The organism is Kovacikia sp. CALU 1929, assembly GCF_056784235.1.
The window spans coordinates 305,641-325,964 of the sequence record NZ_JBXBCF010000065.1 but is presented as its reverse complement, the minus strand read 5'-3'; the positions used below and the strand labels follow the sequence as shown (position 1 = coordinate 325,964).

The window sequence follows — 20,324 nt, the reverse complement described above, 5'->3', positions numbered from 1 at the left end:
AGGTGTCAGAGATCCCAGAGATCAACCAACCTCTGTAGTGATTGGTTGTCGCATTATGGCTGATGGTGTTGATGCCAATGACGGGCAATATCAACTCGGCGGCAGAGCCATACCCGGTCATGTTTCTGCACATAGTCAAGGAATCTTGCCAGCGCCGCTGCTCGTCCCGGTCTGCCTACCAGACGACAATGTAGACCCACACTCATCATTTTGGGCGCAGTCTCGCCTTCGGCGTAGAGAACATCGAAGGCATCTCGCAGGTAAGCAAAGAACTGGTCGCCAGAATTGAAGCCCTGGGGGGTGGCAAACCGCATGTCGTTGTTGTCCAGGGTGTACGGAATGACCAGGTGGGGCTTACCGTAGTCAAACACCCAGTAGGGCAGATCGTCGGCGTAACTGTCGGCATCGTAGAGAAACCCGCCTGCCTCGACAACCAATTTGCGCGTGAAAGGACTGGTGCGTCCGGTGTACCAACCCAGGGGAGGGCTGCCGGTCACTCGCGTGTGGATGGCGATCGCCGTTTGCAGGTGTTCCCATTCCTGCTTTTCACCAAAATACTTGTAGTCAATCCAGCGGTAGCCATGACTGGCAATTTCCCAATCCGCTTCAATCATGGCAGCCACCGCTTCCGGGTTACGTTCTAATGCCATAGCTACACCGTAGACCGTCACTGGAATGCCCCGCTCGGTAAACAGTCGATGCAACCGCCAAAAGCCTGCCCGACTACCGTACTCATAACAGGACTCCATATTCATATGTCGAAGTCCATGCAGTGGAACGGCTCCCACAATTTCGGACAGAAAAACTTCAGACGTTTGATCTCCGTGCAAAGTGCAGGTTTCACCCCCCTCTTCGTAGTTGATCACAAACTGGACAGCAACACGGGCTTGATTCCGCCATTTCGGATCAATCGAATTTCGTCCATAACCAACCATATTCCGAGGGTAGTCCACTGTCATTGCTGAGACCTCTTTGAATTCAGAATTTTGTCTTCACCGGATATAACTTACCAGGTTCACCCTAAACGAGCAGCAAAGCCAGAGCAGCTTGCCTCCTATCCTGGAAAAATGTCAGGAATCCAACACAGAAAAATTGTCAACTATATTTTATTTCTGTAAAAATAGATACAGAAATAAAGTCGTGTCCTTTGTTTTTTCTCTGACTTTAACCGAAACATTGTTAATTGAGGAGCAAGACAGGCGCAGCTATCTTTTTTTGCGTGGTGGTGTTTTATATGAAAACTCAATGGCAAACCTATAAAGAACTAGAATTAATTCCCAATTCAATTCAGGCTCCACAAATCACTGAGAGAGGATACTTGGACTGGCTGGAGCATCCCTGGAGGTCTTTGCTAAGTTACCTGATTGATCACTTTGCAATCGAGAAGCAGGTTGAGCATCTAGAGCAGTGCTTCGACCTGGACTACTCCGATTCCACTGCCTATCCGGATTTCTGGCAGCGTGTCTGGAATGTGCTGAATCAACCATTGGGAAGTGGGCGATCGCTGGATACGCATCCAGAACCCGATGTCAAGCAGATTTCAGATCAGGATGGTCATACCTGGTGGCAGGCATACGATCCGCTGACCGGGCAAACCACCTATCTGGACTCGGAAGAAGAAGTTTTAATCTGGCTCGAAGAACGGCTTTATTTTTAAGCTTTGGGGATCATCCTGGTGAGCAAAAGCCCTGTGAGCTAAAGAGTTTCATGGATCGGTTGGTTGTTAGAACAATGATTGGCATGCAAATTAATTGGACGGCTTTAGTATTAAAGTGAAGCACTCGCCATTGCATCGACCTGTACCCGGTAAGTCCAGAATGACCGATCATCCCTCCCAGCCAGTTTTATCATTGTGCATGATCGTCAGAAATGAGAGCAAAAACCTGGCGCGGTGCTTGTCTAGCGCCCAACCCTATGTAGATGAGATAGTGGTTGTTGACACAGGTTCCCAGGACAACACGCTGGAAATTGCAGCTCAGTTTGGAGCAAAGCTGGACTATTTTGAATGGTGCGATGACTTTGCGGCAGCGCGAAACTATTCCCTGACCCAAGTTTCGGGTGAGTGGATTTTGCACCTGGATGCCGATGAGGAACTGGTTGTTGAAGACCCTGACTTTCGCCAGCAACTAATTAACCAGCCAGACACGCTGGCATTTGCCATCTCCCGCAACGATGTCAATGTACCAGAAGCGGCGTTTCTGGGTGGGTTTCATGTCCGTCTATTTCGCAATCTACCGGAGTTTCGCTACGTTAACCGTTACCATGAGCAGCTTCAATATGGAGGCGATCGCCCACTGATTTACCAATACCTCCAGGGGATCAAAATCCTCCACCACGGTAACAGCGATGCAGTTGAGTTGCGTCAGAAAACCCTCACCCGCGAAATCCCCATCCTGGAATCGATTCGCCAGCAGGAAGGTTTAAACTTCTGGCTACTGGACTGCCTTGCCCGCAATTATCTGCGTACCGATCAACTCGACAAAGCCGAAGCCTGCTACCAGGAAGCCTTTGATCGGCTCCTACCTCACCTGCTCAGTGGCGAGAAACCAGATGAGTTTTACTGGTTGCCCACCTTGATGCACTTTATGGCACTCCAGGCATTAGATCGCAGTGATGTAGAAACTGCTCGAATGCTTAACCAGCGCGGGTTAGAGTGGTGCCCCAATCATATGCCGTTCAACTACCTGGCAGGGCATTTACTACTCGATTTAGGCTTTCCCCTGGGTGCCGTTGCCTACTTTGAACACTGCCTCCACCTGGCACAAACTACCCATTTCTACAACAGCGAACCCTTTGAACGCAGCCTGCTTGATGTCGATCCTGCCTGTGGTCTGGGTCTTGCTTACCTGCAACTGAACCAGCGGGAACAAGCGATCGCCGCCTTTGAACTGGCACTGTCGTTTGATCCCAATTGCGAAACCGCCCAACATCACCTGCAAAACCTTCAGCGCTCAGCAGAATCATCCAAATAAGGCAAATTGAATCGCACTGAAATTACGATTTCTTTACCAAACTGGCGCAAATAAGGTGAAATCGTGTCAAGAATTGTTAAGCACTAAAAAATATGAACTCATCGCGTTTGGGTTGCTTCCCTGATTAAAGTGAAAACAGTTAGAGCAAAGCCATTTGGGCAGATGCCTGAAGTTGTAAGGCAACGATTTTCAGAGCAGCTTCCTTATTCAGGCATTCTGTAAGCCTACGGGCTTAGATTTTGTCCATTGACTCAAATGGCGTGTAGATTGATTGCCCAAACACACCCTATTGTTGGTAGGTAGAAGAATCTTATGCAGGACAAACTAACTAGCATCGTTGAACAATATGATCTCACGGGTCAGTTTTTGAATGGGGATGGGATGAGTTCTCTAAAGGACTTTCTCAGCAGCGGAGCAGACCGAGTACAGGCATCAACCTTGATTAGTTCTAATGCTGCTGAAATTGTCAAAAAAGCAGCCAGTCAATTATTTGAAGAACAGCCTGAATTGTTGAAACCGGGCGGCAATGCCTATACAACCCGTCGTCATTCGATGTATTTGCGAGATATGGGCTATTTCCTGCGCTATTGCAGCTATGCATTAGTGGTAGGAGACAATAGTGTTCTCGATGAGCGACTGTTGGCTGGTTTACGGGATATGTTCAACTCTTTGGGAATTCCACTTGGACCCACCGCTCGCAGTATTGAACTGATGAAAAATATTGTCAAGGAGAAATTAACCGCAGCCGGTGTTAAGGACACGACCTTTGTGGATGAACCATTTGACTATGTAGTACGCGAGATCAGCGAAAACGATCTCTAAGGAGATTTCCGATAAAGACTATACCGAAGCCAGCGTAGGATGGGCAGAGTGTGCGTCCCCATCACCAAACGTTGAAGCGGATGGGCACGGGTAAAGCCGTTTGCCCATCCTACAATGGCTGGGTGGTTTCTTCCCTGGAAATCGCCTAAGATGATCTTTTAAAAAACTACCAATGTAGGATAGGCAAAGCTAGACATGCCCATCTGCCATGGCTCCTTGCGATAGGCACGGGTAAAACCCTTTGCCCATTCTACGTTGGTGATTCTACATGAACGACTTTTGGAACCAGGTGCTGAACTTTGCCGAAACCACCACGCATCAGGTCGGAAATCGGCTTTTACAAGACTTTAGCCAGGTGCAGGCAGCCCAAAAGGCAGATGGCAGTCTAGTTACTCAGGCGGATCGCTGGTCAGATGAGGAGTTAAGACGGGCGATCGCCCAAGCCTTTCCCGCCCACGGCGTTCTCAGCGAAGAAGCGGAACATATCTTCCCCGATAACGACTGGTGCTGGGTAATTGACCCTGTAGACGGCACCACCAACTTTGCCAGAGGCTTACCCCTCTGGGGCATCTCTTTAGGATTGCTTTACCGGGGCACCCCCGTTTTTGGCTATGTCCACCTGCCTCCCTTGAACCAGTCCTTTCACGGCTACTGGTATGGCAACTCTGGACTGGCAGGACCCACCGGAGCATTCCTTAACCATCGCCCGATTCAGACCAGTGCAGACGACGTTTCCCCTAACCACTTCTTCAACATCTGTGCCCGCAGCACCTCGGTTCTGAAAAATCCCTTACCTGCCAAAATCCGAATGCTAGGCGTAGCCACCTTCAACCTACTCTCCGTTGCCGCGGGTTGGTCTCTGGGGGGCGTGGAAGCCACTCCCAAAATCTGGGATATCGCAGCCGTCTGGGCAATCACCCAGGCTGCCGGTGCTGTCTGGACTCCCTTAGAACCTGACCCAATTTTTCCGCTCAAACCCGGTCAGAACTATAGCCGCCGCGCTTATCCAACCCTGGTGGTCAGTAAACCCGAACTTGTGCCAACATTCCTGCCCTTTGTCCAGGAATTGAACGCCCCTATTTAACTACTACGGCTGCCTTGACATCTGCTGGCGTGAGAGCATACCTCGGAGGTTTTCAAAACCTCCGAGGTCTAAGCCTGCACCTGACACCTCTATATCTCCCTTCCTTTTCCCTCTTCCCGTAAAATGCTATTCGGGGAGCAGAGTTGACTGAAAAGGGTGAAGGATATACGGCTTCGCCGTTCCCGAAGGGTAGGCTTAAAGACTAAAGGCTGAATGTTTGAGTCTGGCACCCTGTACCCTACACCCTATACCCTGTAACCTATACCCTAATAGCTCGCTAGTTTGGAGAACTGCTGTGGACTTAACCCGTATTCCTGCCCAACCGAAACCCGGTTTGATAAATGTCCTGATCGAGATTCCTGCCGGGAGTAAAAATAAATATGAGTTCGATAAGGATCTGAACGCTTTTGCCCTCGATCGCGTTCTTTACTCCTCTGTGCAATATCCCTATGACTACGGCTTTGTGCCCAATACCCTGGCGGATGATGGTGATCCCCTGGATGGGATGGTGCTGATTGACCAGCCCACCTTTCCAGGCTGTGTCATCCCTGCTCGCCCCATTGGCATGTTGGAAATGATTGATGGCGGCGATCGCGACGAAAAGATTCTCTGTGTTCCCGCTAAAGACCCCCGCTATGTCCAGGTCAAGTCGCTGAATGACGTTGCCCCCCACCGCCTGGATGAAATTGCGGAATTTTTCAGGTCTTATAAAAACTTGGAGAAAAAAGTAACCGAAATTCTGGGCTGGAAAGATGTAGACCTGGTTATGCCCCTGGTAGAGGAATGTATTAAAGCAGGTAGTAAGTAATGGGACAGTAGGTTTTTGCCCACTGCTCACCATTCACAATCTCTCCTTTTCATTCTCTGTCCGTAGTCAGCCGTCCGCTGTGCTTCTGCCGCCGACCCAATTGGCTACGGGCTTATTCTTTTCATTTTCAGCTTCTACTCGATAAATTGGTATAAAAGCCTGTTTAAACAGCCTTTTGTTAAAGCCTAGCCCTAACCCAGGAAGCTTTCGGATAGGCTTTAAAAGAGCTTCTTTACAACGTCATAAATTCATAACTATTCCTGACTATTGCAAAAAAGCCTGGTATACACAAATTAGCAAGTCACGTCAACCCACTCATGGGCGAACATAGAAGAATAGGTTTGTGCATCCTTCTGCCCGACACCTCTCCCTACCATGCAACGAACGATCCTCCTATCAAAGATACATAATTGCACCCTAACTGCTGCCAACTTGAACTATGTGGGTAGCATTAGTGTTGATGAGACGATATTGAACGCAGCGGGAATCCTTCCCTATGAACAAGTTCAAGTCGTGAACGTGGCAAATGGTGAACGCCTGATCACCTATGCGATCGCTGCTCCCGCCAGGTCGGGGGCAGTAGAGCTAAATGGGGCAGCGGCTCGCCTGGGAATGCCCGGTGATCGCATCATCATCATGACCTACGCCCAGCTTTCTTCGGAAGAACTAAAAACCCATTCTCCCAAAGTTGTCCTGGTAGACAGCCATAACTGCTTGGTAGAAGTCCGACAGTACACCGACCTGTTAAATGAAAAGCACCTGACCAACAATGGCAAACCTTGACTCACCAGCACAGAACACCCAGGCTAAATCTGGAGAAATGGAAGATATGAGCCAGCATCCAGACTTTGTAGTTCAGTTTTGGGGCGTCCGTGGCAGTATTCCCGCTCCTAGCAGCAAAACGGTGCGCTACGGCGGCAATACTTCCTGCGTTGAGATGCGGGCAGCAGGGAAACGGCTGATCTTTGATGGCGGCACCGGACTGCGGGTTTTGGGAGAACATCTGATTAAGCAGATGCCAGTAGAGGCATATATGTTCTTCACTCATTCCCATTGGGACCATATTCAAGGCTTTCCCTTCTTCAAACCAGCCTTTATCAAGGGCAACTGCTTTCATATCTATGGGGCGATCGCACCCAATGGTGCCACGATGAAGCAACGGTTGCATGACCAGATGTTGCATCCTAACTTTCCGGTGCCGATGCAGGTTATGCAATCTGACCTCAAATTCTATGATTTGTTCCCCGGCGATGTGATGAAAATCGACGACATTACAATCGAAACCGGACCCCTCAACCATCCAAATACGGCAATGGGCTACCGCGTCACCTGGCAGGGACGCACAGTTGTTTATGCAACGGATACGGAGCATTTTCCTGATCGGATGGATGAGAATTTACGCTATCTCGCCCGCGATGCCAATGTTTTGATCTACGATGCCTGCTACACCGATGAGGAATATCACGACCCTAAATCTTCCAAGGTTGGCTGGGGGCATTCAACGTGGCAGGAAGCCGTCAAACTGGCAAAGGCAGCAAACGTCAAAAAAGCCGTCATCTTTCACCACGACCCTAATCACACTGACGACTTTCTGGACGAGGTGGAAGCACAGGTGCAGTCAGTGTTCCTAAACAGCATCCTGGCAAGGGAAGGGATGATTTTGCCCGTAGTTTAGAGTATGTTTCTCTTTCTTTCAAAACTGCTGCCACTTTTTCTCTACCCATTGGGGTTGACCTGCCTGCTACTATTCCTGGGACTGGTCATAGTCTGGAAGCGTCCTCGACTGGCAGCGCTGCCCATTGGACTGGGATTAGTCATTTTGTTGGCAGGAAGTAACGCCTGGGTCAGTAACTGGCTGGTGCGATCGCTCGAATTCCAAAACCTTCCTACGACCGAAGTACCCACAGCAGAGGCGATTGTTGTTCTTGGCGGTGGCACAAAACCCCAGTCTCCACCCCGCCCCTGGGTAGAGGTCGGGGAAGCGGGCGATCGCGTTCTCTACGGCGCAAAACTTTACCGGGATGGCAAAGCTCCCTTAATGATTCTGAGCGGTGGTCGGATTGATTGGCGGGGCGGTGGTCGCTCTGAATCTGCTGATATGGCAGAGCTGGTTCAGGGAATGGGGGTGCCCAAATCTGCCATTTTGCAAGAACCCAACTCCCACAACACCCGCGAGAATGCTGTCAATGTGAAGCAGATGATGGAGTCGAAAGGAATTCGCCGGATTCTGCTGGTGACTTCCGCCATGCACATGCCGCGATCGCTGATGGTTTTTAAGAAACTGGGAATTGAGGCGATCTCCGCCCCAACTGATTTTTTTACCTCTCAGCAAGATTCATCGGAACTCGGCACTAGCCCTGAAGCCGTCATTTTGAATCTGCTGCCTGATGCGGAGTGGTTGCTCCGTACAACCCGCGCCCTGAAAGAATATGTCGGTATTGGGGTTTACTGGTTACGGAGATGGGTATAAAGCACCAGTGATTTATACCTTGACGACAAAGTTTGAGTTCCATAGGTATAGACGGTCGGTAAAGTTCTTTGTGCTGATATAGGCATTGCCAAAAATAGAAAGCTAAATTAGAGCGGCGATCAAAAATTTCCGGTTGCAATCTTGAATCGTTACGCTGATTGGGTTCATTGCCCTTTCATTACCCTATACGACCATCAACTGATATGGATTCTCAAAACACTCAAGCACAAGAGATCCGGCGGCGAGAGAAAGAACTGCAAGAACGGGAACATGCCCTGCGTCTGCGTGAACTGGAAGCAGAACTTTACCAACAGCCCCAGGCAACCGAACCACCCATTTCCCCCACCCAAAAACATTCGTCGGAACGTGCCCTAAACCCACGCTTTAGCCAGGTCATCAAGGTTGTCAAATTTTTGGGCATTGTGGTCGCCGTGGTGATCGCTCTCCAAATTGCCAAATGGCTTGCCGGAGCGGTTCTGGTAGGGGGCATTGCCTGGGTAGCCTATAAGCTCTTATTTGAGAAAGAACGTTCCAAACACTGACCGGAATTTTCCACTTAGGGAGTGATTCATGTCCATAGAGCGCACGCTTCTGACTTGAGATCACCTCTTAACAAGACCTCCACGAGTCAAACCCCCATGCAGAATTGGTCCTGGATTCCCGTGCCCCGTTCCTGGGTGATTGCGATCGCCGTCATTCTTCTCATGGCTGGCTTTCAGCATCTTTTAGGCTATCTCTGGTGGCTGATCAGTTGGTTGATCACCATTTTCCCCAGGTTTATCTATATCCTTTATCTTCTGATCACCTTCAGCCCCATCGTGCTGATTGCCTGCCTCCACCACTGGCTCCACCAGTTGCTAGATCAGTTTTTCCCGGAGAGCCGCCTGCCCAATCGAGAAACCGCAACGGGTGGTTTTCCCGGACTGATGAGCTGGTGGGAAGGTCTTTACGGCTGGCTGGTGAACCACCTATCCATCATTTTTAGCTGGGTAGTATTAGGTATCTTTCTACCCTTCCCCAGCACTACGTCCGTCCTGCAATTCAGCCCCTGGAGCCTCACCAACCTCCTGAACCAGGTAAAACCATTTTTTATCATCACACTCCTGCTCCAAATTATCTTTGCTGCCTTGTTCTACCAGTTCGCATACAACTTCCAGCAACATTTAATCGCCAGTGGAAGAAGGGATTAGGCAATAAATGACCAATGACCAATGACCAATGACCGACTACCCCTCACCCTCACCCTCAAAACTCTTAACTCTTAACTCTTTCCCTCCCCTCACCCCTCTCCTCCATGAAAGTCGAAACCACCAGCTTCCTGAATGACCTCGATCGCGTTGCCCGGGCACGCCAGCGGATTGCCGATCATCTTGGCAAGATTGCAGAAACACTGACTCAGGCTGAACTGGATGGAGCAAAGGCATCCGGACAGTTGGGTTTGGAACGGGAGATTGAAGACATTGCCACTGCCAGTAAAAATCTGCGGCAGGGTGTGTTTCGTCTGCTGATCCTGGGGGATATGAAACGGGGCAAAAGCACGCTGCTAAATGCACTTCTGGGTGAAAATCTGTTGCCCAGCGATGTGAACCCCTGTACGGCATTGCTGACGATTCTTCGGTACGGTCCAGAAAAGACGGTAACGGTTCACTTTAATGATGGAAAACCACCAGAGCAGATTGATTTTAAGAGCTTCAAGCAGCGTTACACGATTGATCCAGAGGAAGCCAAGCAACTAGAGCAGCAGAAACAGCAGGCATTTCCCGATGTCAGTCATGCGGTGGTAGAGTATCCCCTGCCCTTGTTGGAGAAGGGAATTGAGATTGTGGACAGCCCCGGATTGAATGATACGGAAGCCCGAAACGAGCTTTCCCTGGGCTACATTATTAACTGCCATGCTATTCTGTTTGTCCTGCGGGCATCCCAACCCTGCACCCTGGCAGAGCGCCGTTACCTGGAGAATTACATCAAAGACCGGGGCTTGTCGATTTTCTTCTTGATTAACGCCTGGGATCAGGTGAAAGAGGGACTGATTGACCCGGATGATCCAAAGGAACTGGCAGAGGCGGAAGGGAAACTGCGGAAGGTCTTCCACACCAATCTGGCAGAGTACTGCATTGTGGATGGTGGGGATATGTATGATGAACGGGTGTTTGGCATCTCGGCAATTCAAGCACTGCGCCGTCGAGTCAAAGATCCGGCAGCCTCCCTGGAGGGAACCGGTTTTCCAGAATTCATGGGAGCCTTGAATACGTTTCTGACTCAGGAACGGGCGATCGCTGAACTTCGCCAAGCCAGAACCCTTGCCCGTCAGGCATTTACCCGTGTCCGGGAAGCGATCGAACGGCGTATTCCTTTACTGGATCAAGATGTGGAAGAACTGAAGCAGCGAATTAGTTCAGTGGAACCCCAGTTCAGCCAGTTAAGCGAGATTCGGGATGAGTTTCGGGATGAAATCCGCAAGATGCGGGACCGGAAAGCAAGGGCGATCGCCGATTCCTTCCGCACCTACGTCCTTAATCTGGAAAACACCTTTGAGCAAGACTTTCTCCGTTATCAACCCCCCGATCTCCAGTTCCTCGATTTCTTCAGCGAAACTAAACGGGAACAGTTCGGGGCTGCTGCGCAAGAAGCATTCCAGCAATACGTGAACGACAAGTTCTTTGCCTGGACGGTCACGGCTGAGAAGGAACTGAACGATGCCTTTTTCCAACTCTCGACCAGTGCCGCCAAATATGGCGCATCCTACGTTGAAGTCACTGACCAGATTACCGAAAAACTAACCGGGCAGAAAATCCAGACACGGGCAAACCTGGGAGCCGAAGATGATGGCACCCCTGGCTGGGCAAAGTGGGCGATGGGATTATTCTCCCTGGCTGCTGGTAACTTTGCTGGTGTAGCGTTGGCAGCTTCAGGCTTTGACTTTAAGAGCATCATGCTCAACTTTTTCACGGCTGCGGGGGTTTCCCTGATGGCTGCCTCCATTTTTGGTGTGATGATGGGACCTATTACTTTCGCCCTGATAGGGTTAGGCGTTGGCGCATTGCAAGCCGACCATGCCCGTAAACACTTCACTAAAGCAATCAAGAATGAACTGGTCAAACATTTACCCCAGGTCGCTCAGGACCAGTGGCAACCTATCTACAGTGCCGTTCAAGAATGCTTTGACACCTACGAGCGGGAAGTGGTCAATCGCGTCAACGATGATATCCAGGGGCGCAAAAGCGAACTGGATAACCTGCTGAAGCAAAAAGAGTCCCAGGAAATCAACCGCACTGCCGAACTCAACCGTCTACAGAGCATGGAGAAAACCATTTCCAGCGAATGTCAGAGCCTTGAATTGGAGTATCAGACCCTTCTGTCGGCTTAGTGCTATGCCGGTGCACCATTGGCAAAGCGAATTTTGAGGTAATCTTCCTCCATTCTCGCGCCGGAGGGTTGAAGGGCTGCTAGTGCCTGCGGTAGAACCAGGTTGCGCCGGTGGTTACCAATGCGAATATTAAGTTCATCCCCAGTCTTGCTCAACTCAATCTGGTTTTTGGCAATTCCGGGCAGGTAAAGCTCCAGGCTGTAATGCTGTTGCTCCTGAATCACCCGTAAGGTTGTTTCCTTATAATAAACCTGGGACGGATCTTCACCGTTGGCATAGAGGGTTTCTTTCAGCCGATCGAGTGCCTCTAGACCGCACATTTCTTCGGAATACAGAGGCACTTCTTTGATCGGCAGCGGTGAGAAATTATCGTAAATCTCCTGCTTATGCTGTTGCTGCGATTCCTTCCAGCGCTTGAAGAAGGGGTCGGTGACGACATCGGGAATAATCCGGTTGGCAATCACCAGGTCAGTTCCGACGTTGTAAAGGCTGAGGTAGGCGTGGGCACGGAGGGATTCTTTGATCACCATTTTTTCTGGATTCATGACCAGCCGCACAGAGGTCTGGGTCGGGTCGGTCAGGATCTTTTCCAGCGCCTCAATCTGCTCATAAAACTCATAGGGAGCGTCCATTACCTCTTTGTCGGGTAGGGAAAAACCGGCGATCGGTCTAAAAATTGGTTCTACCAGAGGACGCAGGGCAACAGAAATCCCTTGAAATGGTTTGTAGAAGCGGCGCATGTACCAGCCCCCTACTTCCGGAATGCTTAACAGACGCAGGGCAGTGCCAGTGGGGGCAGAGTCAATAATCAGCACATCATATTCGCCTTCGTCGTAATGGCGCTTCATCCGGACTAGACCAAAGATCTCATCCATACCGGGCAGGATTGCCAGTTCTTCTGCCTGGACTCCTTCTAAACCGCGTGCCTGCAAAACCTGGGTAATGTAGCGTTTGACGGCACCCCAGTTGCCTTCCAGTTCCATCAGCGCGTCAAGTTCGGCTCCCCACAGGTTGGGGCGAACGGGTTTGGGGTCGTGCCCCAGTTCCATGTCAAAACTGTCTGCCAGAGAGTGGGCAGGGTCTGTGCTCAGGACGAGGGTTCTGTAGCCCAGCTCGGCACAACGCAGTCCCGTGGCGGCAGCAACAGAGGTTTTTCCAACGCCTCCTTTTCCCGTCATCAAAATTACGCGCATGGATGTCGAAGCCCCTTCCTGAGAATTATTTACATTCTTTTACTTTAGTAGACTCTTACAGAAATGGGGCACAATTCCAGGTTTTACAGACTGTGTAGCAGGTGTGCCTGGTTGATGATTATCCTTGTTATGCGGTTCTCAGTTGGATGGAATACAGTAGGGTGGTTGTCCAAGACTGGTTACCCGATCACCGACTATGAAAGAGCCACAAGTGGGGGCGAGTCAGTCGTGCCAGGATGGGAAGACTGACTCAACGGCGGCGACTGACGCGAAAACAGTCATTATGCTCACTCATTACAAGGCACTCGCGCCGATGGAAACCGTCCAGATGGACAGAGCAAGAATGTGACGATGATTGGTGGAGTGTCGATAATTGGTGGAGTGTCATTGGATTCACCGCCTACTTACTGGTATAGGGGGCGCTGTCCTCGAACGGGTGAGTGGGTTCAGTTGCCTCGGACTCGGTTCGTAGAGGCGATCGCAGAGGCTCTGATGCAAGACCTGGCAGCGGATGGGCAGTATGCTGCTGAAGGCAAGATGTATGGGGTGTTGCTGGTAGAAACGGCATCGGGTGAGAAGGAAGTTCTGAAGGCGTTTTCTGGACTTTTACAGGGCAAGAGTCAGGTTGAGGGATGGGTGCCGCCGATTCCGGGACGGGAACAGATTGAGCAGGAAGAAACCCGCACTCTGGCACGGTTGGAGGAACTTAAGCAAGAACTGATGGTATTGCAGAAAATTCCAGAGCGATCGCGCTATGCCGATCTGTCCAGGGAGTCTGAAGTTCACCTACAGCAGCTTTCTACCCAGCACTCTCAACGCAAACAGGAACGCCAGCACCAACGTCAGACGTTACTTTCCACCCTGACTGGAGAAGCTTTAGCAACCGCGCTTGCGTCACTTGACGACCAGAGCCGCCGGGATGGTATGGAACGGCGAGACTTGAAGCGGCAGCGAGATCAGGTATTGCAACCGCTGAAACAGGTGATTGACCAGGCAGATGGACGTATGCGGGATTTAAAGCAACAGCGCCAACAGGCATCCCGCCAACTTCAGGCTGAAATGCACGCCCACTACTGGTTGACCAATTTTGCCGGGTTGTCCCTTCCGTTGCAGCAATTGATCGGAGGAGCGATGCCGACGGGGACTGGCGACTGTTGTGCCCCCAAGTTACTCCACTATGCCGCAACCCATCACCTTAAACCGTTGGCAATGGCAGAGTTTTGGTGGGGACCGCCCGGTGTTAGGGGTGATAAGGTGCCGGGAGAATTCTACGGGGCGTGTGCAGAACGGTGTCAGCCATTGATGGGATTCCTGCTGTCAGGATTGGTGGATCGGAGTGACCAGACGGTTACTCCGATCGCCCTTCCCATCGTCTATCAAGATGAATGGTTGATTGCGATTGAGAAGCCCCCCGGGTTGCTTTCGGTGCCCGGTCGTTACCGCGATCGCCAGGACAGTGCCCTGAATCGGTTACGCGCTCTCCTCCCCGATGGCATAAAGCTGATGGCAGTGCATCGGCTGGATCAGGACACCTCTGGGATTCTCCTGTTTGCCCGTGACTTGCAGACCTATCGCCAGCTCAGCCACCAGTTTCAGGCGCGGCAGGTGCGCAAGGTCTACGAGGCAATGGTTACCGGGGTGGTTGAACCAGAATCGGGGGTGATTGAACTGCCGCTCTGGGCAGACCCCAGCGATCGCCCTTACCAGAAAGTGGACTGGCAGCGTGGCAAGCCTAGCACGACCCAGTTTCAGGTGCTTGCCAGGGAAGCTAGTTTGACTCGCGTGGAATGGGTTCCGTTAACGGGAAGAACCCACCAGATTCGAGTTCATGCGGCGGCTGAGCAGGGATTAGGAACTCCCATTTTGGGCGATCGCCTGTATGGAGGTAAGGGCGCAACCAACCGATTGCATCTACACGCCAGGGAACTCTGGATTGCCCATCCCCAATCCAACCAATGGCTCCATCTCAAAACAGCAACCCCCTTCTAAGCCATTGAATCATTCCCTCGTTTTCCTCGTTACAAGACTCTACCTTGTAACGCAAGCCAGGAGGCTCTGCCTCTAAGGTAAGTGGTGCTGAATAGCAATATGAATTGGAACGGAATTTCAGTTCATACAACTCCTAATTCATACCCAAAATCAGCAACGCCCTACGGTAAGGTAGGGCAAGGAGGCAGAACCTCCCAAACAGCATTCCCAGGCAAAGCGTGGGAACAAGGTAATCCGCTTCAAGGAATTGGATCATGGCATGGTTAGAACTGAGTCTGAATGCCACCCACGAGGCAGTGGATTGGGTCAAAACTCAACTTTCTGCAACGGATTACATTCACGCGATTGAAGTAACTGCTTACTCTCCTGCGGAACCAGTTTCCTCGCCCCATCTGGATGAAGTATGGGCATTTACCCTGCGGTTCTACTTACCAGATGATGCAGAGGCAAATACTCGCCTGAACAATGTGTCCAATCTGCTTTCTTCCCTATGCCGCACTGGCTTGACCTCTGCCCTGCAAATCGCGGTTGTAGAAGAGAAACCCACCGATTCAGCAGTTCCTCTGATTCATCGGATTGGCAACCGATTTGCGATACTGCCCCCTGACATGTCCTACCCATCAGAGTCATCGACCGAAATTCCTATCCAGCTAGGGAAAACGCTTTCCTTTGGCAGTGGCTTACATCCGGCAACCGTCCTGATCCTGAAGCTGATTGAACGATACGTGGCAGCCCCAATGCATGCCCTGGATCTGGGCTGTGGTTCTGGAATTTTGAGTGTGGCAATGGCAAAACTGGGGGCAACCGTCCTTGCCCTCGACAACGATCGCCTCGCGGTAGAGGCAACCCAAGATGCCCTTGTCAGAAATGGGGTTGATCAGCCAGTAACGGTGATGGAAGGGAGCCTGGGACAGGGAAGCGGAATGGGGCACTGGATGGGATTGAACACGATCGAGGCGGTGCCTACAATTGAACCCACTGCCACCTTTGATGTGATTGCTGCCAACATTTTGGGACGAATGCACATGACCCTTGCCCAGGACTACCGAAAAGCGTTGCGTCAGACAGATTCCAGTACCGGACTGTTAATCACCTCCGGGTTCACCACTGACTACGAAACCGAACTAAATAACGCTTTCACCGAAGCCGGATTTGAAGCGGTGGACTGTGAACGCTTCAATGAGTGGATCGCACTCGCTCATCGTCTGAAGGATTAGACGTTCTCGCCCGCAGTGGTCTTCGTCTGATGCTGCTGAATACCAGGAATGCCAGTAAGGCGATCGCTGCTACCGCCGCCGTCATCCAGATGGCAGGCTCATCAAATTGGCGAATGGCGATCGCCACATATGCCCAGACAAAGACCAGCGTGAAGGCAAGATCCAGCCGTTGAAAGGTGGCGATCGCCGCAATAATTGCACTCACCACAATCATCCCGGCTGTCCAAGCCTCTGGACTGATACCCGCCCGATCCCAGTCTGTGCGGTATAGAGCCGCCGCAACATTGACGATCGTTGCCACCGAAATCCAGCCCAGGTAAACGCTAAAGGGAATATGGACAAACCATTTCTGCGATCGCGTTATCCGCGTTCTGCCAATATCCAGTAGTAGATAAATCCAGATCAGTGGAAACAAAATCGCCAGCATTGCAAAGACGGATTCCCAAAACTGACGCAGGGTAAATAAATAAATCCAGGCAATTTGAGCAATGGAAGCGATAATCAACAGAATATCTACTTTTCGTAGGATTCTGTCTCCTTCGCGCACAGGGCGAAACTGATAAATGCTGTAGGCAATCAAGCCAACATAGATCAAGCCCCAAATTGAAAAGGCATAGTTTGCAGGAATGATTTGCACCCCTTGAAGCAGGGTATTGGCAAGTTCACCCACATTCGCCCCGCCTGGGGGATTCAAATTAAATAGGGTGTTAAATACAATCGTGGCAATGACAACGATGGGAGTGGCGATCGCCAATAGGGTTCCAACACTAGAAGTTTGTGTATCTGATTTCATAGCCATTCAGCAGGATAAGTATACTGATACTCCCCTGCATTCTAGAGAAAAACACCCATCCTCAGTTGGATATTTTTATGTACCTGCAAATTTGAAGATTGCAGGACATTTTTACCCTCTAGTTTTAGAGGATGTTCTTCTCCAAGTTGATGAACTGAGGTGGTCCTCAAAAATTGGACAGGAGGTTAAGCTCTGAACAGCCCTCAAGCTGGTAGGAGGAGTTCATGAGTCACAAACGTAAACAATACAGCACTCAATTCAAAGCCAAAGTCGCCGTAGAAGCCATCCGAGGCGAGAAAACGGTGGCGGAGTTGACCAGCTAGTACGAAGTGGAGCCGACGATGATCAACAACGGGAACCGACAGGTGTTGGAGGAAGCCAGCCGTCTGTTTGAGAAGGGGAGCGAGTCGACGAAAGCCAATGAGAGAGCTAGCCCAAATCAATGAGTTGTATCGGCAGATTGGGCAATTGAAGGTAGAACGGGATTTTTTAGCCAGCCGGTCAGCACCGTTGGGACTGAAGAACGAAAAGCCCTGGTAGTGCCTGACAGATAACCTGTGGATTCCAACAGATGACTGCTTGGCGGTCAGTGTGTGTGGGCTTTGTTAGACCTGAAAAGTAGAATCTACTTGTTCCGTTTCAACGTTGCTGAGGGTAGTTCGCCAAACATCTGATGATAATCATGAGCAAAGTATCCCAGGTGATAAAAGCCAAACTGAGATGCAATGTCTGTAACAGTTTTTTGGCTTGGGTTAGCCGCTTTCAAAGCACGGGAGACACTTTGCAGCCGTAGCGTTTTCAAGTAAGACATTGGACTGGTCCCGAAAATTTCCTGAAACCCATAGCAGAGGGCACGACTACTCGTTCCCAGAGCTTGACACAAATCCATAAGCGTCAGTGGTTGGTCGATGTGGGTTTGCATATAGTCATTGGCTTGTTTAACCAGGTGTGATCGCCGAAAAACTTTGGCAGAGGACTTCAACGGTTCTTGCTGTGCAGGTAGTGCGGTGATGAGTAGAGGCAAAAAATCTCGGAAAATCAGTTGTTGAAAACTTAGCTTGTAGAGTAATGAGGACTGCTGGTGCAACAAATCATGCAGTTGATTCAAATACGTTCGCAAAGGTGATAGAGACTCAGGTATGTAGACATAATTCATTACCAAAAACTTTGTGTTTAAATCCAATCGATCCATCGCTTCGGCACAGGCTTCAAACACATCTTGCCGAACATGAATAGCGCAATGGGTAGAGTTTCCTGGAAATACCAAATTTGCTTCTCGATGTGGATCAAACCCAAATAAAAAATCTTCAGTCACCAAACGGTTATTTGCAATCGCTGGTTGTCCCTGCCCATGCAGGATCAAGGTAAACGTTAAAAAGCCTGAGCATTTGCCTCCAAATGCATACAACCTGCTGTTAACATGATTGAAGTTAAACTGCATTGTCTCAAAGCAAAGAACTCTCGAATTGCAAGCAAAAGGTTGAGCTTCCAACTGAGTCAGCCTGACATCCTCTGGTAGAAATTCTGCAAACTCATCGATATCACCAAAGCTGCGACAGTTGATGATACCTGCTGAGGAGGCATTGAGAGGTTCTATGCTTAAAGGCTCAGCGGAGTCCATAGACATCACCAGACGAAAGTATTTCTGACAGTCTTTCCAGCGAGAATGTTTTCAATTCTTACTATTGTTGAACTTATGTAAGCGACCCTTGATAGCTAAATTTTGTAAACTTGCAATCCTTGGATATTCAATGTTCTAATTTACCTCTACTCTTTCCAAATAGGGAATTATCCGGATCAATCTTGGTTGAGATGGAGCCTTTTGCAAATGAGGAGTGGAAGAACGTGTGGACTCGATACTGGAGCTTAGTGTTTTTTGGCTCAATGATGCTTGGGTGTAGCGCGATCGCCCTATTCCCGACCCAAGCATCTGAGTTAACTTCAGAGAACAGCAAGTTCACTGCATCTACACCCCCGGCGCAATCGTTGGCTCTAGAGAACACGTTTACCGATTTCCAGTCTTTAAATGCCACTTCTGACGAGATGAGCCAAATCACATCTGTTTCTCAGTTGACGGATGTGCAGCCAACTGACTGGGCGTTTCAAGCCTTACAGTCATTAGTCGAACGGTACGCTTGCATTGTGGGTTACCCAGATAAAACCTATCGCGGTAATCGATCGCTGACTCGGTATGAATTCGTAGCTGGATTGAATGCGTGTTTGGATAAGATTCGAGAACTCATTGCTGCTGCAACTGCTGATTTTGTCAAAAAAGAAGATTTAGAAGTTGTTAAAAGGCTACAAGAAGAGTTTGCCGCTGAGTTGGCATCCCTGCGGGGTCGCGTCGGTGCACTAGAGGTGCGGACGGCAACATTGGAGAAACAACAGTTTTCGATGACAACCAAGCTGAGCGGTACTGCGATCTTTGCGGTATCTGATGTGTTTGGTGGCAGTGGCGGAAATGTGGAACCTGTGTTGCAGTATCGCACCAATCTGGACTTGAAAACCAGTTTCACAGGTCGTGATCTGCTGGTCACGAGTCTCATTGCCGGAAATGTGCCAACACTGGGCGTTGGTTTTCCCCTGCCAGGTACTTCGGTTGGCGGGATTACGATTCCCAGTGCAGAGGGAACCCTAGCCTCTCAGTTTGGGGCAAATACTGGCAGTCAACTCACGGCATTGGCGATCGCCTATAACGTGTTTGTCAGCCCCAAGTTGTTGGTTTCGGTGGCAGGGGGTGGGTTCTTACCGTTGTACGCGATCGCGCCCACCCTGAACCCACTGCTGGACGATAATGATGGCGGCACCGGGGCGATTTCTGTGTTTGGTGAACGCAATGCGATCTATGCTTTGGGTGCAGGTAGTGGAATTGGTTTAAATTACTTCTTCAGTCCCCAATTGCGGCTTTCGGCGGGTTATTTGGCTGACGGGTTTGGAGTCAGTAATCCAGAACGCGGCTTGTTTAGTGGCGGGTATTCGGCGATCACGCAACTCACTTGGAGTCCGAGTCAGCAGTTCAGCCTTGCCGGAACCTACATCAACGCTTACTTTCCTCCGGGACGGTTTGGCTTTAACTACAATGCTCTTGGCGTAGCGGGAACTGCCGTTGCCAACACATTAGCGGGGCAAACTCGGTTCACCACTGGACGGCTATTTGACACCGAACCTGTGATTAGTAATTCATATGGGGTGCAGGCGACTTATCAATTCAGTCCCCGCTTTGTCCTGAGTGGTTGGTTTGGAGCCACCTATGCCCGCTTAATCAACGATGGCGAAGGTGAGATCTTCAACTATGCGCTGACCTTTGCCTTTCCAGATCTGGGTCGCAAAGGCAATCTACTGGGACTTGTCGTGGGGGCTGAACCATACTTGAATGACTATGAAGATGGCAATCCTCAATCATTTGAAACAGATATCCCCTTTCATATCGAAGCCTTCTACCGTTGGCGATTGAATGACAATATCTCGATTACACCCGGTCTGATTTGGTTAACCGCGCCGAATCAGGACAACAGCAATCCAGATGAAGTGATTGCGACCCTTCGCATGACATTTAAGTTTTAGCAATTCCCCGGCTCAGGTGACAGTTTGCCAAAGACCAAGTCAGCC

The 20,324-nt window shown here is 50.2% G+C and carries 19 protein-coding genes; 15 read left to right on the top strand and 4 right to left on the bottom strand.

Annotation, left to right across the window (positions count from 1 at the left end; all coding sequences use genetic code 11):
* Nucleotides 1-53 precede the first annotated feature (53 nt).
* Complete coding sequence (gene puuE, locus AC1S52_RS13205; RefSeq protein WP_482029479.1) at nucleotides 54-959, bottom strand: allantoinase PuuE; 906 nt, start codon at nucleotides 957-959, stop codon at nucleotides 54-56.
* A 275-nt stretch (nucleotides 960-1,234) separates the two neighbouring features.
* On the opposite strand from puuE, the gene AC1S52_RS13200 reads away from it, so the two are divergent.
* The 11 genes from AC1S52_RS13200 (at nucleotide 1,235) to AC1S52_RS13150 (ending at nucleotide 11,523) form a co-directional block, all read left to right on the top strand.
* Nucleotides 1,235-1,657, top strand: a complete 423-nt coding sequence (locus tag AC1S52_RS13200) for a hypothetical protein (protein ID WP_482029478.1) — start codon at nucleotides 1,235-1,237, stop codon at nucleotides 1,655-1,657.
* A 160-nt stretch (nucleotides 1,658-1,817) separates the two neighbouring features.
* Nucleotides 1,818-2,972, top strand: coding sequence for a glycosyltransferase family 2 protein (locus tag AC1S52_RS13195; RefSeq protein WP_482029477.1), 1,155 nt, complete (start codon nucleotides 1,818-1,820; stop codon nucleotides 2,970-2,972).
* 312 nt (nucleotides 2,973-3,284) lie between these two features.
* Nucleotides 3,285-3,794 carry an allophycocyanin subunit beta gene (locus AC1S52_RS13190; RefSeq protein ID WP_482029476.1) on the top strand — a complete coding sequence of 170 codons (510 nt, stop codon included), beginning with the start codon at nucleotides 3,285-3,287 and terminating at the stop codon, nucleotides 3,792-3,794.
* Between the two features lie 268 nt (nucleotides 3,795-4,062).
* Nucleotides 4,063-4,878 (top strand): inositol monophosphatase family protein, encoded by an 816-nt coding sequence (locus AC1S52_RS13185; RefSeq protein ID WP_482029475.1) that lies wholly within the window; start codon nucleotides 4,063-4,065, stop codon nucleotides 4,876-4,878.
* A gap of 295 nt (nucleotides 4,879-5,173) precedes the next feature.
* A complete protein-coding gene (locus AC1S52_RS13180) occupies nucleotides 5,174-5,686 on the top strand; it encodes an inorganic diphosphatase (RefSeq protein ID WP_482029474.1) in 513 nt (170 codons plus the stop codon).
* Between the two features lie 375 nt (nucleotides 5,687-6,061).
* Entirely contained in the window at nucleotides 6,062-6,469 is a 408-nt protein-coding gene (gene panD, locus AC1S52_RS13175; protein WP_482029473.1) for an aspartate 1-decarboxylase, read from the top strand.
* Entirely contained in the window at nucleotides 6,456-7,361 is a 906-nt protein-coding gene (locus tag AC1S52_RS13170) for an MBL fold metallo-hydrolase (protein ID WP_482029472.1), read from the top strand. The genes panD and AC1S52_RS13170 overlap by 14 nt, the downstream gene beginning before the upstream one ends.
* Nucleotides 7,362-7,364: 3 nt before the next feature.
* Complete coding sequence (locus tag AC1S52_RS13165) at nucleotides 7,365-8,156, top strand: YdcF family protein (RefSeq protein WP_482029471.1); 792 nt, start codon at nucleotides 7,365-7,367, stop codon at nucleotides 8,154-8,156.
* A gap of 203 nt (nucleotides 8,157-8,359) precedes the next feature.
* Nucleotides 8,360-8,698 (top strand): hypothetical protein, encoded by a 339-nt coding sequence (locus AC1S52_RS13160; RefSeq protein ID WP_482029470.1) that lies wholly within the window; start codon nucleotides 8,360-8,362, stop codon nucleotides 8,696-8,698.
* 96 nt (nucleotides 8,699-8,794) lie between these two features.
* The gene (locus AC1S52_RS13155) at nucleotides 8,795-9,346 is read left to right on the top strand and encodes a hypothetical protein (RefSeq protein ID WP_482029469.1); all 552 of its coding nucleotides are present in this window, start codon (nucleotides 8,795-8,797) and stop codon (nucleotides 9,344-9,346) included.
* A 104-nt stretch (nucleotides 9,347-9,450) separates the two neighbouring features.
* Complete coding sequence (locus tag AC1S52_RS13150; RefSeq protein ID WP_482029468.1) at nucleotides 9,451-11,523, top strand: dynamin family protein; 2,073 nt, start codon at nucleotides 9,451-9,453, stop codon at nucleotides 11,521-11,523.
* A gap of 2 nt (nucleotides 11,524-11,525) precedes the next feature.
* On the opposite strand, the gene AC1S52_RS13145 is transcribed toward AC1S52_RS13150, so the two are convergent.
* A complete protein-coding gene (locus AC1S52_RS13145; protein ID WP_482029467.1) occupies nucleotides 11,526-12,716 on the bottom strand; it encodes a TRC40/GET3/ArsA family transport-energizing ATPase in 1,191 nt (396 codons plus the stop codon).
* A 196-nt stretch (nucleotides 12,717-12,912) separates the two neighbouring features.
* Between AC1S52_RS13145 and AC1S52_RS13140 the strand changes: the two genes are divergently transcribed.
* From AC1S52_RS13140 to AC1S52_RS13130, 3 genes are all read left to right on the top strand, one after another.
* Nucleotides 12,913-13,065 (top strand): hypothetical protein, encoded by a 153-nt coding sequence (locus AC1S52_RS13140; protein WP_482029466.1) that lies wholly within the window; start codon nucleotides 12,913-12,915, stop codon nucleotides 13,063-13,065.
* Between the two features lie 38 nt (nucleotides 13,066-13,103).
* Nucleotides 13,104-14,705: an RluA family pseudouridine synthase gene (locus tag AC1S52_RS13135; RefSeq protein ID WP_482029465.1), complete on the top strand. Its 1,602-nt coding sequence runs from the start codon at nucleotides 13,104-13,106 to the stop codon at nucleotides 14,703-14,705.
* A gap of 254 nt (nucleotides 14,706-14,959) precedes the next feature.
* The gene (locus tag AC1S52_RS13130; RefSeq protein ID WP_482029464.1) at nucleotides 14,960-15,922 is read left to right on the top strand and encodes a 50S ribosomal protein L11 methyltransferase; all 963 of its coding nucleotides are present in this window, start codon (nucleotides 14,960-14,962) and stop codon (nucleotides 15,920-15,922) included.
* Here the strand turns inward: AC1S52_RS13130 and AC1S52_RS13125 are convergent.
* Nucleotides 15,882-16,715: a tryptophan-rich sensory protein gene (locus AC1S52_RS13125; protein ID WP_482029463.1), complete on the bottom strand. Its 834-nt coding sequence runs from the start codon at nucleotides 16,713-16,715 to the stop codon at nucleotides 15,882-15,884. The two genes, AC1S52_RS13130 and AC1S52_RS13125, sit on opposite strands and share 41 nt — an antisense overlap.
* Before the next feature lie 625 nt (nucleotides 16,716-17,340).
* Complete coding sequence (locus AC1S52_RS13120) at nucleotides 17,341-18,336, bottom strand: helix-turn-helix domain-containing protein (RefSeq protein ID WP_482029462.1); 996 nt, start codon at nucleotides 18,334-18,336, stop codon at nucleotides 17,341-17,343.
* Nucleotides 18,337-18,599: 263 nt separating this feature from the next.
* Here AC1S52_RS13120 and AC1S52_RS13115 point away from each other — a divergent pair, with 263 nt between their 5' ends.
* On the top strand, nucleotides 18,600-20,279 hold the full coding sequence (locus tag AC1S52_RS13115) for an iron uptake porin (protein WP_482029461.1): 1,680 nt from the start codon (nucleotides 18,600-18,602) through the stop codon (nucleotides 20,277-20,279).
* Nucleotides 20,280-20,324 lie beyond the last annotated feature (45 nt).

Bases quoted from the DNA above. Each gene is read 5' to 3' on its own strand.
- AC1S52_RS13150 (WP_482029468.1), top strand. From the start codon at position 9,451: ATGAAAGTCGAAACCACCAGCTTCCTGAATGACCTCGATCGCGTTGCC.
- AC1S52_RS13185 (WP_482029475.1), top strand. From the start codon at position 4,063: ATGAACGACTTTTGGAACCAGGTGCTGAACTTTGCCGAAACCACCACG.
- AC1S52_RS13155 (WP_482029469.1), top strand. From the start codon at position 8,795: ATGCAGAATTGGTCCTGGATTCCCGTGCCCCGTTCCTGGGTGATTGCG.
- puuE (WP_482029479.1), bottom strand. From the start codon at position 959: ATGACAGTGGACTACCCTCGGAATATGGTTGGTTATGGACGAAATTCG.
- panD (WP_482029473.1), top strand. From the start codon at position 6,062: ATGCAACGAACGATCCTCCTATCAAAGATACATAATTGCACCCTAACT.
- AC1S52_RS13195 (WP_482029477.1), top strand. From the start codon at position 1,818: ATGACCGATCATCCCTCCCAGCCAGTTTTATCATTGTGCATGATCGTC.
- AC1S52_RS13200 (WP_482029478.1), top strand. From the start codon at position 1,235: ATGAAAACTCAATGGCAAACCTATAAAGAACTAGAATTAATTCCCAAT.
- AC1S52_RS13160 (WP_482029470.1), top strand. From the start codon at position 8,360: ATGGATTCTCAAAACACTCAAGCACAAGAGATCCGGCGGCGAGAGAAA.
- AC1S52_RS13165 (WP_482029471.1), top strand. From the start codon at position 7,365: ATGTTTCTCTTTCTTTCAAAACTGCTGCCACTTTTTCTCTACCCATTG.
- AC1S52_RS13170 (WP_482029472.1), top strand. From the start codon at position 6,456: ATGGCAAACCTTGACTCACCAGCACAGAACACCCAGGCTAAATCTGGA.
- AC1S52_RS13140 (WP_482029466.1), top strand. From the start codon at position 12,913: ATGAAAGAGCCACAAGTGGGGGCGAGTCAGTCGTGCCAGGATGGGAAG.
- AC1S52_RS13115 (WP_482029461.1), top strand. From the start codon at position 18,600: ATGATGCTTGGGTGTAGCGCGATCGCCCTATTCCCGACCCAAGCATCT.
- AC1S52_RS13145 (WP_482029467.1), bottom strand. From the start codon at position 12,716: ATGCGCGTAATTTTGATGACGGGAAAAGGAGGCGTTGGAAAAACCTCT.
- AC1S52_RS13125 (WP_482029463.1), bottom strand. From the start codon at position 16,715: ATGAAATCAGATACACAAACTTCTAGTGTTGGAACCCTATTGGCGATC.
- AC1S52_RS13120 (WP_482029462.1), bottom strand. From the start codon at position 18,336: ATGGACTCCGCTGAGCCTTTAAGCATAGAACCTCTCAATGCCTCCTCA.
- AC1S52_RS13130 (WP_482029464.1), top strand. From the start codon at position 14,960: ATGGCATGGTTAGAACTGAGTCTGAATGCCACCCACGAGGCAGTGGAT.
- AC1S52_RS13190 (WP_482029476.1), top strand. From the start codon at position 3,285: ATGCAGGACAAACTAACTAGCATCGTTGAACAATATGATCTCACGGGT.